General features: G+C 48.7%; 14 protein-coding genes. 2 read left to right on the top strand and 12 right to left on the bottom strand.

Going from position 1 to position 15648, the window contains the following annotated elements:
- Positions 1-45: 45 nt before the first annotated feature.
- Both AC3RCI_RS14800 and AC3RCI_RS14795 read right to left on the bottom strand, forming a co-directional pair.
- A complete protein-coding gene (locus AC3RCI_RS14800) occupies positions 46-768 on the bottom strand; it encodes an SAM-dependent methyltransferase (protein ID WP_492529756.1) in 723 nt (240 codons plus the stop codon).
- Positions 769-798: 30 nt separating this feature from the next.
- Positions 799-1779 (bottom strand): Gfo/Idh/MocA family protein, encoded by a 981-nt coding sequence (locus AC3RCI_RS14795; RefSeq protein ID WP_492529754.1) that lies wholly within the window; start codon positions 1777-1779, stop codon positions 799-801.
- A gap of 180 nt (positions 1780-1959) precedes the next feature.
- Here AC3RCI_RS14795 and AC3RCI_RS14790 point away from each other — a divergent pair, with 180 nt between their 5' ends.
- Together AC3RCI_RS14790 and AC3RCI_RS14785 are read left to right on the top strand one after the other, a co-directional pair.
- Positions 1960-2544, top strand: coding sequence for a bifunctional transcriptional activator/DNA repair enzyme AdaA (locus tag AC3RCI_RS14790; protein WP_492529752.1), 585 nt, complete (start codon positions 1960-1962; stop codon positions 2542-2544).
- Positions 2544-3362 (top strand): SPL family radical SAM protein, encoded by an 819-nt coding sequence (locus AC3RCI_RS14785; protein WP_492529913.1) that lies wholly within the window; start codon positions 2544-2546, stop codon positions 3360-3362. Before AC3RCI_RS14790 ends, AC3RCI_RS14785 begins: the two co-directional genes overlap by 1 nt.
- Before the next feature lie 106 nt (positions 3363-3468).
- Here the strand turns inward: AC3RCI_RS14785 and AC3RCI_RS14780 are convergent, their stop codons facing one another.
- The 10 genes from AC3RCI_RS14780 to AC3RCI_RS14735 all read right to left on the bottom strand — a co-directional run bounded on the left by AC3RCI_RS14780 (position 3469) and on the right by AC3RCI_RS14735 (position 15619).
- The gene (locus AC3RCI_RS14780; RefSeq protein ID WP_492529750.1) at positions 3469-4575 is read right to left on the bottom strand and encodes a Gfo/Idh/MocA family protein; all 1107 of its coding nucleotides are present in this window, start codon (positions 4573-4575) and stop codon (positions 3469-3471) included.
- A 99-nt stretch (positions 4576-4674) separates the two neighbouring features.
- Positions 4675-5400, bottom strand: coding sequence for a ThuA domain-containing protein (locus AC3RCI_RS14775; RefSeq protein ID WP_390580815.1), 726 nt, complete (start codon positions 5398-5400; stop codon positions 4675-4677).
- 119 nt (positions 5401-5519) lie between these two features.
- A complete protein-coding gene (locus AC3RCI_RS14770; RefSeq protein ID WP_127540147.1) occupies positions 5520-6692 on the bottom strand; it encodes a Gfo/Idh/MocA family protein in 1173 nt (390 codons plus the stop codon).
- Positions 6693-6731: 39 nt separating this feature from the next.
- Positions 6732-7778, bottom strand: coding sequence for a LacI family DNA-binding transcriptional regulator (locus tag AC3RCI_RS14765; protein ID WP_483312565.1), 1047 nt, complete (start codon positions 7776-7778; stop codon positions 6732-6734).
- A 257-nt stretch (positions 7779-8035) separates the two neighbouring features.
- On the bottom strand, positions 8036-9112 hold the full coding sequence (gene glpX / locus AC3RCI_RS14760; protein ID WP_095287732.1) for a class II fructose-bisphosphatase: 1077 nt from the start codon (positions 9110-9112) through the stop codon (positions 8036-8038).
- Between the two features lie 671 nt (positions 9113-9783).
- Positions 9784-10284 carry a (2Fe-2S)-binding protein gene (locus AC3RCI_RS14755; protein WP_492529748.1) on the bottom strand — a complete coding sequence of 167 codons (501 nt, stop codon included), beginning with the start codon at positions 10282-10284 and terminating at the stop codon, positions 9784-9786.
- Positions 10281-12605 (bottom strand): xanthine dehydrogenase subunit D, encoded by a 2325-nt coding sequence (gene pucD, locus AC3RCI_RS14750; RefSeq protein WP_492529746.1) that lies wholly within the window; start codon positions 12603-12605, stop codon positions 10281-10283. The genes AC3RCI_RS14755 and pucD overlap by 4 nt, the downstream gene beginning before the upstream one ends.
- Before the next feature lie 34 nt (positions 12606-12639).
- Positions 12640-13551, bottom strand: coding sequence for an FAD binding domain-containing protein (locus AC3RCI_RS14745; protein WP_492529744.1), 912 nt, complete (start codon positions 13549-13551; stop codon positions 12640-12642).
- Between the two features lie 381 nt (positions 13552-13932).
- Entirely contained in the window at positions 13933-14571 is a 639-nt protein-coding gene (locus AC3RCI_RS14740) for a nucleotidyltransferase family protein (protein WP_492473050.1), read from the bottom strand.
- Entirely contained in the window at positions 14537-15619 is a 1083-nt protein-coding gene (locus AC3RCI_RS14735) for an XdhC family protein (RefSeq protein WP_492529742.1), read from the bottom strand. The genes AC3RCI_RS14740 and AC3RCI_RS14735 overlap by 35 nt, the downstream gene beginning before the upstream one ends.
- Between the last annotated feature and the right edge of the window lie 29 nt (positions 15620-15648).

The raw sequence follows: 15648 nt of genomic DNA, 5'->3' as shown, positions 1-15648 counted from the left end.
CAGTTAACCTGTGTTTCAAGGATGGAACAGCTGCTATCACATCACTCAGGATACAGGTTTTGTAATTTTGAGCATCGTATGGGCTCCTTGCTGAAATTCATACGTCGTGCTGACTTCTGTAACACTGAATCCAAGGTTCTTCAGAAAGGACATGATCTTGTCCATATGTTCATAGCGATTCCCGGACAAGTCGACTGTAGGGAAAATTCGCAGCTCTTGTCTTGTTACGCGCAGCAATTCAAGAATGGTTCGCTCATGGAAGCTGAAGTCCAATCGATCTGCATACGTAAACAGGAAATGTGCAGATAACGTCATATCAAATTGTTCGTCCGTGAAAGGCAGCACGGGAAGCTCTGCATATACATACTGCAAGGGAAAGCTCCTCATATCTGCCGTACAATCCCGAAGTGCACTCATTCTTGCTTGCTTCAGGCCATCTATTGAACCAAAATAGTCCCATCTGTATCTGTCACGCACCTGTTCCAATTGCTCGATGGTGTGTTCAACGTCCTGCTGCCCTTTCAGTTCCAATTGGTCGATTTCGTGTTCGTATGCAATATCTGCTGCCATGGAATCTACACCTTGCCTGCGGGCATGGCTGCTGAATGAACAAGCCCCTCCCGGACAGTCCAGAATGGATCTGCCATGGAGATCTTCTGCTGTAAGGTTGAACATTGACATATATTCCTCATACGTTCGTCCAATAAAAATAATCTTCTCCAGTTCAAGACCTAAACTCTTGTTCTCTTGCTGCTCTTCTCTACTCATCTCGTCTCAGCTCACTTTCCTGTTATTCCATTAATCGTTCGGGAAAACCAGACCAATCTGCTTGCGGATCTGATCCATTACCTGCATGGTGGCATAGGAACGTTCATAGCTGTTCATCTCGGATTCCTGTTTCCCCTGCTGAACGAGGTTAACGAATTCCTCCACCTCGTAATACATGGCTGGATAGGTCTGCTCGGCTGTCAACAGTTCAACCGTACCGTCATTGTAACGTATTTCCGCGTGTTCGGGGGATCCGATTTTATCAATGATCATGCTGCCGCGCTCTCCCATAATTTCACTTGGCACATGAGAGTTGGAGATCTTGGAGTAAGTCACCACGGCTTCCATCCCTTCATAGCCTAGAAGTACACTGCCCTGTCCGTCGACACCTGAATCCAGCATGATGGCCTGAGCTTGAACCTGATTTGGTGCACCAAACAAGGTGATTAGCGGGTACAGACAGTACACTCCAAGATCCATTAATGCGCCGTTCGCAAATTCTGGCTTGAATGCATTGAGCACAATTCCCTCTTTGTACTTGTCGTAACGGGATGAATACTGACAGTACCCCGCGATATATTTGCGCACAGGTCCAATTTTGTGCAGGTGGGCCTGTACCATTTTGAAGGTGGGAGCCAGCGTTGACTTCATCGCTTCCATTAGCAAAACGTTGTTATCGCGAGCTGTGTTAATCACATGAGAAACCTCTGCAGCATTGGCTGCAAGTGGCTTCTCGCATAATACATGCTTGCCGTTTCTCAGAAACAGCGCCGTCTGATCAGCATGGTATGTATTGGGTGTAGCAATATAGACCGCATCAATCGTGTCACTCGCTGCCATCTCCTCCAGGTCAGTGAATCGATGCTTGGCGTTATATTGATCTGCAAATGCATTCGCCTTGTCCTCTGTCCGTGAGTAGACAGCTGTTAATTCGAATCCTTTCACATGTGCTGCAGCTTCAAGAAGCCGTTCTGTAATCCAGTTAGTACCTACAACTCCGAAACGAACCATTATTACCTACCTCTTTCGTGAATGAATTTCGCATGTACATCATCCTGCTCATTGTAGCATATTTCATTCCTTTGAACGGAAAGGATAGTTGTCTGCTTGCCATTGAGATCTTGCTATTTCATGCGAGAATTGGTTGAACATCTTTCGTACAAGGGTATAATGTGTCGTGAGGTGATCCCTATGAAGCTTCGGGATAAACAAGAGTTCCCTTCTTTTTCATTAGATGAAACGCAATGGATAGCCATTATCAGCAATGATGCTTCCTATGACGGGAAATTTTATTATGGTGTCAGGACGACAGGTATTTTTTGCCGACCTTCATGCAAATCCAAAGATCCGAAATACGAAAATGTGCTGGGTTTCCATCATCCTGAAGATGCACTGGCACAAGGATTCAGACCATGCAAACGCTGCAAACCTACAGGACAGCGTGTTCCTGATCAGGAATGGGTTTCCGTTGTAACAAATTACATTGCCCATCATTATTCAGAATCTCTTACTCTGGATATTCTTGCCCAGATTAGCCATGGTAGCCCGTATCATCTCCATCGTGTGTTCAAGCGGATTACGGGCATAACTCCGGTGCAATATATTCAGAACACACGGATGACCGAAGCGAAAAAATTGCTTGTGAGCACTACGCTCTCGATTTCAGATATCGGTCGCCAAGTAGGCATAACGAATCCGGCCTATTTCAGTGCCGTGTTTCGCAAGCTTACAGGGGAGACACCTGCTCATTACCGGGAACAGGAGCAACAGCAATGATGAAGACCCAATATTTATATAAAACACCAAAGACCCTGTTGAACAAAGGGACCGGTTTCCTTAACGGATATACGCACACGCTAAATCCCTATACAGGCTGTTCTTTTGGATGCTCTTACTGTTACGTCAGGCAAATGCCCGTTTCTTTGTTCCGCAAGCAGGATTGGGGAAGCTGGGTTGATGTGAAGCAGGAAGCTGCCAGCGTACTTGCCAAAGAGTTGAAACGTGCTCGCTCCAAAGGTAAAGTCACCATCTTTATGTCATCCAGTACCGATCCATATCAGCCTGTCGAATATAAGGAGCAAATTACACGTTCACTGCTTGAAGTGATGATACAGCATCCTCCGAATTTCATTCTGGTTCAAACCCGCAGTCCTCTCGTCACACGGGATATGGACCTGCTGCAGCAATTAGGTGACCGTGTGCGTGTCAGCATGACGATTGAGACGGATCGGGATGATATTCGCAAACACTTTAGTCCGGCTGCACCACCCATTCCTGGTAGATTACATGCATTGGAAAAACTAAGGGATGCAGGTATAGCTACTCAGGTTGCGATTGCCCCTGTACTTCCGAGCAGCGATAACTTTCCTTCCCTCCTTCGGCCTCTGGTTCAGCGTGTATGTATCGATGATTACTTCATGGGCGATGGCAGTCAAGGGAAACGCACGCGCAGATTGGGCATGGAGTCGCTCTATCAGGAGTTAGGCGTAGAAGACTGGTATCAACCTGAGGCCTATCAGATCGTCGAGGAACGGATGAAAGAGCATTTTGCTGAACATGAGATCTGGATCAGTCAGGCAGGATTTGAGCCTTAAATGTGGTTTATACGATCAATTTGAAAGATCAAAGTGAACGAAAAGCCCTGCTTCCTTGAGCGGAAGACAGGGCTATTTGATTTGTATTCATGCTGCATATCTAAAACTATTGATCAAGACTATACAGAGCCAAACCTTCTGGCAGAGCAGCAGGACGCTGACAGGTGCTTCTCATTTTATAGAAAGTCTGCTCATCGGAAGAGTCATGGAATGCCCACATTGCTTCAAGCACATGGTAGGCAAGCTCTCCGCTCGCTCGGTGAGCGCGGCCGCTGTTAGCAGCATACGCCATATCAGCTACACCAATTCCGCGTGTATTTTCCTGATAGCCCGGAAGAAGAGGAACCTCCGTCCACTCGTGCTCACCCAGCAAACGGTAACGTACAGGGCCGCCAAATGTGTTAGGATCGGGTACCTGCAGCGTGCCGTGCGTGCCATAGATCTCAATCGGTGGCAGTGCGCTTCCCCCGAAAACATCAAAGCTCGTAATCAGCGTGCCAATGGCACCCTGCTCGAACTGCAATAGTCCTGCCACATGCGTTGGAATATCAACGGGGATGGTCTGCCCTCTCTTTTTCTCACTTGTGATTGTCCGCTCTTCCATCGCTTTTCCTGTCATGCCAGCAATGGAGCTGATCGGACCCAGCAGCTGCACTAATGCTGTCAGATAGTAAGGCCCCATATCGAACATCGGTCCGCCGCCTGAAGCGTAGTAGAATTCCGGATCAGGATGCCAGTGTTCATGCCCTCGGCTCATCATGAAAGCCGTAGAAGCTACAGGTTTGCCAATAACGCCATCTTCAACCAGTTTGAGTGAGGTCTGAATGCCTGATCCGAAGAAAGTTTCAGGTGCGCAGCCTACCAGCAATCCTTTGCGCTTGGCTGTTTCCAGAACAGCCTGCCCTTCCTCGCGTGTAACGGCGAGTGGTTTTTCGACGTAGACGTGTTTTCCCGCTTCAAGAGAGCGTAAACATACATCTGCGTGGACAGCAGGAATCGTTAAATTGATGATCAGTTCAATCTCCGGATTGGCCAACATCTCATCAACCGTGTATACATTCGGAACGTTATAGGCTGCTGCCTGCTCTTCAGCCCTCTTGCGGTCAATATCCGCCACGGCAACCAGATCTAAGATTTCGAATCGGTGACAGTTTTCCATATAAATACTGCTGATTTTACCACAGCCAATAATGCCTACTTTCATTGTTTTCATGCGGGTGGACTCCCTTCAAACGGATCGGAATTGTAGAATGCTGGTCAAGATGTGTTCATGTACGTATGTCACTTGGTTTATCACAAAAAGTAAAGGAAATTAAGTCTGATTATCGGCCATGCCTGTGTACACTTCAGCTTTTTTGCCTGTAGTATTATTGGCAACTGCTTTGCCTGCTGCAGCCCATTTGAAGCCACTGCGCATCATTTCGGTGACTTGCTGCATCTCTACAATATCCGCATGATGACCAAGCGAGTTGTAGTACACACGGCCAGCACCCCAACGCTTCGTCCATACTACCGGCATATCCACTGGCCCATTCGCTGAATGGGGACCTTCCACGACCGGGAAACGAGTTGTTGCCAGTACTTCAACCGCAGGGTCAACGTGCAGGTAGTATTGCTCGCTTTTCACCTGAAAATCTTCAATGTGGTCCAGCAGCGGACTTGAACCGCGTTTGATGTTTACCGTATACTCGACGCCATCATTGCCCGGGTGTGCAACCCATTGACCGCCAGTCATGAACTGCCAATCGACATTGTTCCGGAACGCATCACACATCCCGCCATGAATACCTGCGAGCCCAACGCCGCTCTGAACGGCAGCCGATACATTGTTGACCAGTTCCTGTTCAATCTGTCCCATCGTCCACAGAGGGACGATCAGATCGAGTCCCAGCAGTTTGTCGGCATCTGCATAGGCTTCCAATGTGTTCGAGACCTCGACCTCAAACTGTTCTTCCTTCAAAATGCGCTCAAAAATCGCTGCTACCTGCTCCGGTTCATGTCCATCCCAGCCGCCCCATACAATAAGTGCCTTACTCATCGCTTTATCACTCGCTTTCGGATAGTTTTTATAGATCCTGCCTGTGTATCGCTATCACGCTGATCATTTGACTTCTCTCATTTCAAATTCTCTAGCATGTATAAACAGCTAAACTTTGCTTACATCTCATCAAGGGAAACCCAGCGCCGTTCTGTTACAGAGCGTTCCACGGCTTCGAGCACAGCCTGACAGGCAACACCATCATGGAAACTTGGTGAAGGCTGACGGCCTTCCGAAATGGCTGTAACCAGCTCCAGCATCTCGTGTGTAAAGGTATGCTCAAATCCGATGGTATGTCCTGCTGGCCACCAGGCCTCGGCATACTTATGCGCCGGATCTGTAGCCAGAACACGCCGGAATCCCTGAACGTCCTCTTCATCTTTCGTAAAATACACTTCCAGTTCATTCATTCGTTCAAAATCAAACCGGACACTGCCCAGGCTGCCGTTGATCTCGAATGAATTAGTGCTGCGGTGACCTGCCGCAAAGCGTGTAGCCTCGAAGCTGCCAAGTGCGCCGCCAGCAAACCTGGCCAGGAACAATGTCGCATCATCCACTGTCACTTCGCCCTTCGGTGCGTCCGCATTCGAGCTGCCTTTGGCACTGAGTCCAGTCATTTCGGAAGCAAGCGGACGTTCCTTAATGAACGTTTCACTCATTCCGATGACTTCTTGGAACTCCCCAACAAGGAAGCGTGCGAGATCAATTAAGTGTGCACCCAGATCGCCGTGCGATCCCGAGCCAGCCACTTCCTTTTGCAGGCGCCAGACAAGCGGGAATGATGGATCCATGATCCAGTCCTGCAGGAAAAATGCGCGGAAGTGATAGATCTTACCCAGGCGACCGCTCTGAACCAATTCCTTGGCAAGCTGCACTGCCGGGGAGAAGCGATAGTTGAATCCAACCATGTGGGCAACACCAGCATCTTCTGCTGCTTGAAGCATCTCTCTCGAATCGGCAAGCGACAAGGCCAGCGGTTTCTCACAGAACAAGTGTTTACCCTGACGGGCTGCTTCCAGTGCAATCTCCTTATGTGCATCACTCGGAGCGTTAATATCAATCAGATCAATATCATCGCGCTGTACCAATTCACGCCAGTCGGTTACACTTTCGGACCAGCCGAACTGGTTCGCTGCTTCCTGGACACCTTTTTCATTCCGGCCGCAGATGACTGCCATTTCAGGCTGTAGCGGTGCTGACGGGAAAAACATGGGCAAACTGCGATAAGCATTGCTATGGGCCTTCCCCATAAACTTGTATCCTACCATTCCGACACGTAGACGTTGTGACATGTTCTTTTCCTCCTTTGGAATCTAAAATCATGCTCTAAGCTACTTACGAATCGATGAAGCCCTGACGATTAACTCTGCAGGCAATAACTCTCTGTGCCACTCCGATGAAAAATCTGAATCCTTAGTTGAAGCGCTTCCATCCAGAGAACCATGTATGAGTTTTGATGCGGCCAGTTCACCCATTTCATAAAAAGGTACCCTGACGCTGGTTAGCGGAGGCACGGCCATCTCGGCAGCATCGGAGTCGTCATATCCGACAAAAGCCGGGAAATCCTCCACCCTAATCCCGCGCTCACGCAAACCGTGCATAACACCAATAGCCATACGGTCGTTGGCAGCAAATACGGCGTCGATCTCGTCAAGCCTTGCCGCAATCGTGGCTGCAGCCTCCACACCGCTTCTTCTGCTGTAATTCCCCTCAAGCAGCAGGCTGGGATCCAGCTCCATTCCGGCTTCCTGCAAACCAACGCGAACACCTTGCAGCCGCTCCTGACTGTTGGAATAACTGTCCGGACCATTGAGAAAAGCAATATTTCGGTAACCCTGATCGGTAAGGTGACGAATGGCGAGCCGACTGCCTTCTACATGATCAGCATCCACTTCCAGAAAGGCCTCTCCTGCAAAATGTTGATTCATAACGCAAAAAGGATGACCTTCCTCTTGCAGCTGCTGCATCGCAGCCAGTTCCCCAAGGTCGTCTCTGGCCCCAAGAATAATGCAGGCGTCCACTTTTTGACGTCGGAACAGATCCGCATAATTCATGACTTCACCTGGTGATCTGAACATAACCAGTAGATCCATACCGCTGTCTCTGGCCTTATTACCAATACCACTTAGCATTTCCGAGAAAAAATAAGCAGAAAACAAATGCGCTTTCGGAACATAAGGCAAAACAACCCCGAGGTTGCCGCTTTTGCTTCTGGCGAAGCTGCGTGCAAGGGCACTCGGCACATACCCCAGCTTCTGTGAAGCTTCCAACACTTTGCGCCTTGTCTCCTCTTTGATCGGACCAACCCCGTTCAGAACCCGAGAGACCGTAGCTTCGGAGACTCCTGCCAAGTCAGCGACCTCTTTGCGGGATGCCACGAATTTCACCCCCTTACGTCCTTTAAATACGATACTATTTGTAGAAGATTATTTTTATGTACGCGCGTACATTTTCTCATGTGTTGTAACCGTTGTCAATGCTTTTAACATAAAACAGGAAGAGGATCTCTATTAGCAGATTCCCTTCCTGTTTGATTAATCTACGAGCACAAATCTTGTCCTAAGAACTATGGATGATTCTAATAGATAACCTATGGTTTGGCAGTGACTTTTAGACCTTTAAAGCGCCGTTTTGTCTAAGTCAACACACTCTGATTCACCGATGATTGGCTAAATTCTGCCTGTTCTACTATTTTAGCCGGGCTTTGGATACGGTCTGAGGGTTCCGGCGTAGCTTGCAGTTTCCGTACCTTGTGAAGCACTTCCTTGTTGGGAAGGAAATGCACGGAGCGAATGTAACGGATCGTTTTGGTTTTGGCACGCATGACAATGGAATCTGTCTCGGCACGGTCATCTGCAAGATAACGCACACCGCCCAATATCTCTCCTGGCGTTACACCGGTTGCAGCGAAAATGACATCTTCGGTACCGATCATGTCCTGCATCGTTAAGACTTTGTAAGGATTATCAATGCCCATCTGCAGGCATCGCTGGAACTCGTCTGCATTGGCAGGCATTAAGCGGCCTTGTATTTCGCCTCCCAGGCAAGAGAGTGCTGCTGCAGCCAGCACGCCTTCAGGAGCTCCGCCAGAACCAACGTATAAGTCAATGCCTGCCTCAGGGAATGCAGGCGCCATGGCACCCGCTACATCGCCGTCACTGAGGAACTTGATCCGTACGCCAACCTTGCGCAACGTTTTAATCGTGCTCTCATGCCGTGTACGGTCCAGGATCATGACAGTCAGATCCGAAATGTTTTTGTTCAGTGCGGCAGCTGCTTTCTCTAGCGTAACCTCAACCGGGTCTTCGATACTGACCTTGCCGACCAGTGCCGGACCTACAGCCAGTTTCTCCATATACATGTCCGGTGCATGGAGCAGGTTTCCTTTCCCCGCCACTGCAATAACCGATAAAGCGTTGTTCAGTCCCTTGGCCACAATTTCTGTACCTTCAAGAGGATCTACAGCAACGTCTACTTCAGGTCCTTCAGCGTTACCCACTTCCTCGCCGATGTACAACATGGGTGCTTCGTCCATTTCTCCTTCACCGATTACCACCGTGCCGCGAATGGACACGGAATCGAACATGGCGCGCATGGCCAAAGTAGCCGCTTCATCTGCACTGTTCTTATCACCTCGTCCCATCCAGGGGGCTGAAGCTAACGCAGCCAATTCTGTTACTCTGACAATTTCCAACGCCAGTTCGCGTTCCATTTTTCCCACTTCCTTTCCAGTTTTCAACAGCATACATGGAAAGCACTCCCAAATCCATCGCAAATCCATATGAAAATGATCTATAATCAGCTGAAGATCATTTTTTGGAATTAACCCCTTCGCTATTAAGGAGCTAATTCTTATCATTTTCCAACGATATTGAGCTGGTTCTTTGAAAGATAACCTGCAGGGTAACTCCAACTTTGATTTCGTGCAGCATGCCTTTTAGCTATTAAGAACACGAGAATGATGAAGATTAAAAGGAACATTTGTTTACGCATTCCAAACTTCTCCAAACAACATACAATCGATAAATTCGAGATGTTTGTTTATAGTGGTCTTACTTTTTTATCAAGATTCGAAAACGATTATAATTCTACCCTATCCAGTAAATAAAGAAGCGGAAAATCCATGAGAGTAGGTTATATTTATTTCATAATTTTGATTTAAATTTTAAATATGTTGGTAGATGCTGGTTCATATATTCTTCTTCTTCAATATAGATGAGGCTTATGGAGGTTATCGAAAATAATAAGTTTACATAATATTTATTATGTTTGTTCATAAAATAAAGACCGGACGTGATGGAATTGAGAAATCCCTTCAGGTCCGGTTTTTTATTCGTTTGATATTAAAATATTATGAGCTGATCACTCACCTGTACCTCATGGCTAAGTAGCCTTCGTTTCCTCACAACTCTCACTTGCCTTACATACTGCTCTTATAATTCCTCCATATCCGGTGCAGCGGCACAGATTGCCGCATAATCCCGTTTCGATCTGTTCCTGTGTAGGCTGGGGATGATGATCAAGCAGTGCCTTGGTGGCAATGACCATCCCTGGTGTACAATAACCGCATTGAAACCCGCCCTCTTCTACAAAGGCCTGCTGTATTGGATGCAGACTCCCTTCCCGCTCACCGTGAAGCCCTTCAATGGTCGTAATTTCACTTCCTTCACATTGATAAGCCATAATCAGGCAGGAGTTGACCGGTTCTCCATCCATAAGCACCATGCATGCACCGCAGCGTCCAACTTCACAGGACAACTTGGTTCCGGTCAGGTTCAAATGAGTCCGAAGCACATCCACCAGCCGAGTCGTTTGAGCAATGTTAAGTCGCTTCTCTTCCCCATTCACTACTGCTGACCAGATGTTACCAAGCGGCTTGCTCATGAGGGACTCACCCCTTCCTGTAAAGGTACATGTAGAGATTGAACCAGTTGTTCGCGCGGAACGGGCAATCGGTTTACCCACACCCCGGTAGCCTGATGAATTGCTGCAGTGATTGCCGGAGCGAGTGCCACAGAACCAATCTCGCCAATCCCTCTAGGTCCAAAAGGATCCCCTTCGGGAAGATCTTCAATAGCCTCAACCTCGAGATTGGTATGGATATCCCGAATCGTTGGAATCAAATACGTGTCCAGATTGGTAGTAAGATATCGACTATCCTGCATGACAGCATCCTCCGTTAACGTAAACCCGAGTGCCATCACACTTCCACCTTCGATCTGTCCAATGAAGCCCATCGGATTAATGACGGGTCCCGCGGCTACCACATGACGTGTATCGAGCAATTTGGCTTCTCCGGTTAACGTGTTCACCTCTACCTCTGCGGCAACCGCTGCATACGTATATAGATAGTGTCCGCCCACGACATGGTCTGGCGTGGTTGGATAATCGAAATAAGTATCAAATACCCATTCTTCCGCTGTGCCCTGGCCCGCCAAATCTGAGTAGGCAGTAACAAAGCCCAATGATTTCGTCTCTACATCAGTACTTGGCAGTTGGCCTTTACGCCATACACCGCCAGGTCCTGTCACCAGTTCATCAGTCGGAATACCCGACAAGGCCGAAGCTGCCGATAGGACTCTGGAACGGAAAGGGGTCTGCAATCTCTGCAAAGCCATCCAGGCCATCGTTGTGGAACGTGAAGCGGTGCTCGAGCCACTGTGAGGAACCCGATCCGTATCGCCAATGATGATATTTAAATCCGAAGTACTGCATTGAAACAGATCGCAGAGCATGATCTCCAATGTAGCGATCAATCCCTGACCAAATTCTTCGTAACTGAAAGCCACTTCTATTTTCCCTTCGGAATTAAGGGATAGGCGGCCTCCTGCCGGGTCCGGGATCCCGTAACCCAATCCGGCACCATGCATGGCAATTGCAGCTCCTACACCGCGCTTGATCCATGGAGGCAGAGAAGGATCTGCCTGGGGATGCTGATGTCTTTGCCATAATTCAGAACGATCCATGGCTTCCCATACTTGCGACAGTCCGTCTGTAGTCAGAATTCTCTGATTTAACGGACCAGGGTCAGCCTTTTCCCTCATGTTCCGTCTGCGAAACTCCCATGGGTCCATATTCATGATCTCAGCGAGTCGATCCATTTGGCCTTCCACAGCAAAGATAGCCTGATTCCCACCAAATCCGCGAAATTCACCTGATAACCCATTGTTGGTATACACGGACAAGCCTTCTACATCCACATTGGGGATGGAGTAAGGGCCTAAACAATGCTCCGTGCAGAAGTTCAGCACAGGCGCTCCAAGTGTGGCGTACGCTCCTGTATCTGCCGTAATGCGAACCCGGTGAGCTTGAATGATGCCTTCGCGGCTGATTCCCGTCTGCATTTCAATTTTCATCGGGTGCCGCTTCAGACCTGCACGAACGGATTCTTTGCGGGAATTGTGCATTTTCACGGGACGTCCGCTGGTCAATGCTAGAAGTGCGCCATAAGGCTGCACGTTTAGTTCGTCTTTTCCTCCAAAAGAACCGCCAATGGGAGACGATACAACACGGATATCTTCCTCGGGACAACCGATAATCCGTGCCAGCTGCATCCGGTCCTTGTACCCGTGCTGCGTGGCTGCGTAGACATTAAGCCTTCCCTCGTCATCCGGGACAAACAGGCCGCCCTCTGTCTCCATATAAGCGTGCATTTGACGAGGTGTATAATACGTTTCCGTGACAATATGTTCACATGCCGCAAAAGCCTGCTCCACATTCCCGCGTTTAATTTCGGTGCGATGCAGTACATTGCCCGGTCCATGTGGATGCAGCTCCGGTGCGTCAGGAGCGAGAGCTGCATCCGTGCTGTCCAGCGGGGTAAGCTCCTCATACTCCACTTGGATTGCACTGAGTGCCAGTGCTGCCCGTTCCGGGGAATCCGCAGCTACTGCCGCAAGGGCATCCCCGACATAACGTACAACATCTTCGCAAAATACAGGCTGGTCAGGCGTTGCAATTCCAAAACGATTCAGGCCGGGTACGTCTTTGGAGGTAAGGACAGCATACACTCCCTCCATGGCCTCTGCTTCTGTAGTATCTATAGATAGAATGCGAGCATACGGATAGGTGCTGCGCAGAACTCTTCCATGAAGCATTCCGGGCAGAGTCATATCCGTCAGATACTGGAGTTGTCCTGTTACCTTCGGAATTCCGTCCGGTCTCAAGTGCCACCGTTTTCCGCTATGTTTCCGATTCAGCAGCATGGTCTCTCTCCCCTTTTTTTGATCAAGATTTGAATCAACGGTATAGTGCTTCCCACAATCCAGCCCCCAGCAAATTACCAGCAGTCTGCTTGCGGTACTCTTCAGTTGCAAAGACATCGCCATAGGTCACAAATTCCTCAGAGGCAGTCCTTCCTAGCGGCTCTGCTTGCATAAGCGAAGCTTCTTCGCGAAGCAGCAGCTGTTCCGACGCAGGTAACCGCATGGCCACACCTGACCCTCCGCCAGCAGCGATCGCAACCTTTTTCCAACGACCATCTGTATCAATCGCTCCTCGAAAAGCAATGGTTACCAGAGATGCGCTAAACGTCTCTCGCCTGCCCAGCTTGCGGTAAAATGCAATTTCTCTCGCTTCAGGCCCTTGGTTCTTCGGATCAGAGACAGGCAACTTATCCAGCGGGATCTGGATCGAGATTAATACGTCACTTGGATTTCGACTGCCGTCACGCCCCCCTTTTAACCAGGAGTCTAGTGTACGGATTTCCAACCCTGCGTCCGTCATCCACTGCAGTTCTGCGTTGTATGCGAGCAATGCGGGTAACGTATCTCCGACTCCAGATACAATGTTGCCGCCAATTGTCGCTACATTGCGAATGGATGGCGCAGCTATCGATTTCACAGCCTCTTGTAATAACGATAGATGATGAAGTAATTCCTCCGTAATACATCTATTCAATCGGGTCAGGGCTCCGATCACAATTCGATCTTCATCTATATATACGTCACTTGTTCCTGGAATACGGGCCAGACTGATCATATGCTCCGGTGAAGGTACAAGACCGCCTTCCCACTGGGTCCGCAGCAATGTTGCACCTGCGGCGTAGCAGAAGCTTCCGTTCAACCTGTTCCTCAACATCCGGAGTTCTTCCAGATCTTCCGGCTGCCATACCGATGGCATCGCTCCTGACCCATATGCTGGTATTACCATCGTTCCATCCCCTCTCTCCTTATAAGCACAATATAGGACGCTGGATCCAATCCGTATAGGCGCTGACTCTGAAGATAATTCATCCTACAGGATCCAGATAATTCTTCAAATCATATGAGACTATAGGATTAGCGTCAATTAGCTTCACATCAATTTGGATAAATGTATAAATACGTTCCGCGTTTTGTGCTTCATGCATGATAGGAGTAACCATACCTAACACTGCTCCTCGCTTGGAATGATATAAACGACACAAACAGGCCAACCAACGAACTGGATGACCTGTTTATGTTAAGAGAGCAGAGATAAGTAGATAACCTACGACTACGTTGTATTCAATTGAGGGGGCATGTTATTTGGTCGAAGTTACTTCATTTGAGCTTATTTATTTACATAATCCATGATGCGTTTCAGTTCAGCCTCCGTATCAGCGTCCCAGAAACAAAAGTCAGGCAAGTTCACCTCAGTTCCAGAGAAGGTGTCATTGCGCATAATCTTCCGCGCACCCTCATCTCCGACAAGAGCAAGGAGGTGTTCAAACATATGAAAGCGAAAGGCAACAGGAGGCTTCCGCCCTTGGCCGTCCGCAGCAGCTGCATAATCAGACTGTTTGTTCACTGCAAGTGCTGCCGAAACCTGGTTAATATCCTGCGCCCTTATTAAAGGCTGGTCCGCCAAAAGAATCATTACACCTTCTGCCCCGTATTCCTTGGCTTCCTTGAGGCCACATTGAAGAGATGCGGCCATACCAGAAGAATATTCTGTACTGAGAGCAATTCGGAGCTTAGTCTCGCTCCTATAGTTAGCTAAATTCACTGATGCGTGGAGTACATTCTCGGGGAGCCATTCCAAGGAATTCTCCGGTTTCACCACACAGATGACCTGTTCCAGTTCAGAATCGAGTGCCGCTTGAAGCGACCAGGCCGCCAAAGCTCTCCCATCCGGCATAGTCACTGCTAATTTATCTCGGCCAAGACGGGTACTCTTACCTGCGGCGAGCAGAATGCCCGTCAATCGCATGCGTAATCCCCCTTTGAGCAGAGCAGTCTTCGGTCTCAGCAGCGCGCTTGCATGCAATCAGTTCAGCAGCAATGCTAATGGCGATTTCTTCTGGTCCATCTGCCCCGATACTGAGACCTACGGGAGAATGGAGATTCGGTGGCGGTGGTAAATCATTCAATAGTCGTGCTGTCCGTGTTTTGGAACCCATAATACCGAGATAAGCATACTCGCTTCCCGACAGCAGCTCCAAGAATTCACGTTCACGCGGGAACTGATGACTCATCAATATGAGGAAATCCCCACGTCGTATATTCAGCACAGACATGATTTCAGCCGGAAAACCAGGAACGAGATCTGCATCCGGAAACCGGTCGGACGTACACAGACCCTCTCTCCAATCCGCAATGATGACATGAAATCCAGATACCCTCGCAAGCCTGGCAACAGGTATGGCATCATTTCCCGCCCCGATTATAATAAGACGCGGTTTAGCAGTGTATAGGGTCGTTATCTGCAAAGGCAGGTTCCAGTACTCTGCCTCAGTTGATTTTACGTCCTTATCGATTTCTGTCCTGTATGAATCGAAAGACATACGAGTTACGTCTATGGAAGGAACAAGTTTCCTATCGATTGAATCAACTCGATGCCATTCATACTGAACAAGGGAATAATTATGTTGAAAGTAACGGGTAAACTCCACCGCTGAACCGGATTTGAAACAAGCTTGCATCTCAGTTAATGCACTTCTCAGTTCGCCGCAAACAGGTTCCAGCAGGACGACGACCAATCCTCCGCAGCCAATCGTTTCTCCCCAAGAGAGATCATCTTCAGGGCGCATGTCATATTCGGCAAATGCCAGGTGTCCCGTGTCCAGCACATGTTTAACACGTGCTTGCAGGTCACTTTCGAGACATCCTGGGCTTATGCTGCCATACATTCTGCCATCTTCGGTCAAGAGCATAGAGACTCCCTGCTTACGGTAAGCATGACCTTCCACCTTGACCGCCGTTGCAAGTACACAGCGGGCCTCACCTGCTGCAATTGCACACAGATCATGCATTTCCATATTCGTCTCCACCTTTCCGAAAAGTCTTC

The sequence above is a fragment of the Paenibacillus sp. MT124 genome (assembly GCF_058792755.1).
Note: the sequence above shows the minus strand (reverse complement) of the source record. Positions and strands in the feature narration are given on the sequence as shown.

What these genes read in the sequence shown, in the direction of transcription:
- AC3RCI_RS14735 (WP_492529742.1), bottom strand. Translation starts at nt 15,619, where the DNA reads ATGGAAATGCATGATCTGTGTGCAATTGCAGCAGGTGAGGCCCGCTGT.
- AC3RCI_RS14770 (WP_127540147.1), bottom strand. Translation starts at nt 6,692, where the DNA reads ATGTCACAACGTCTACGTGTCGGAATGGTAGGATACAAGTTTATGGGG.
- AC3RCI_RS14755 (WP_492529748.1), bottom strand. Translation starts at nt 10,284, where the DNA reads ATGAGCAAGCCGCTTGGTAACATCTGGTCAGCAGTAGTGAATGGGGAA.
- pucD (WP_492529746.1), bottom strand. Translation starts at nt 12,605, where the DNA reads ATGCTGCTGAATCGGAAACATAGCGGAAAACGGTGGCACTTGAGACCG.
- glpX (WP_095287732.1), bottom strand. Translation starts at nt 9,112, where the DNA reads ATGGAACGCGAACTGGCGTTGGAAATTGTCAGAGTAACAGAATTGGCT.
- AC3RCI_RS14795 (WP_492529754.1), bottom strand. Translation starts at nt 1,779, where the DNA reads ATGGTTCGTTTCGGAGTTGTAGGTACTAACTGGATTACAGAACGGCTT.
- AC3RCI_RS14780 (WP_492529750.1), bottom strand. Translation starts at nt 4,575, where the DNA reads ATGAAAACAATGAAAGTAGGCATTATTGGCTGTGGTAAAATCAGCAGT.
- AC3RCI_RS14790 (WP_492529752.1), top strand. Translation starts at nt 1,960, where the DNA reads ATGAAGCTTCGGGATAAACAAGAGTTCCCTTCTTTTTCATTAGATGAA.
- AC3RCI_RS14745 (WP_492529744.1), bottom strand. Translation starts at nt 13,551, where the DNA reads ATGGTAATACCAGCATATGGGTCAGGAGCGATGCCATCGGTATGGCAG.
- AC3RCI_RS14775 (WP_390580815.1), bottom strand. Translation starts at nt 5,400, where the DNA reads ATGAGTAAGGCACTTATTGTATGGGGCGGCTGGGATGGACATGAACCG.
- AC3RCI_RS14740 (WP_492473050.1), bottom strand. Translation starts at nt 14,571, where the DNA reads ATGCGATTGACGGGCATTCTGCTCGCCGCAGGTAAGAGTACCCGTCTT.
- AC3RCI_RS14800 (WP_492529756.1), bottom strand. Translation starts at nt 768, where the DNA reads ATGAGTAGAGAAGAGCAGCAAGAGAACAAGAGTTTAGGTCTTGAACTG.
- AC3RCI_RS14785 (WP_492529913.1), top strand. Translation starts at nt 2,544, where the DNA reads ATGAAGACCCAATATTTATATAAAACACCAAAGACCCTGTTGAACAAA.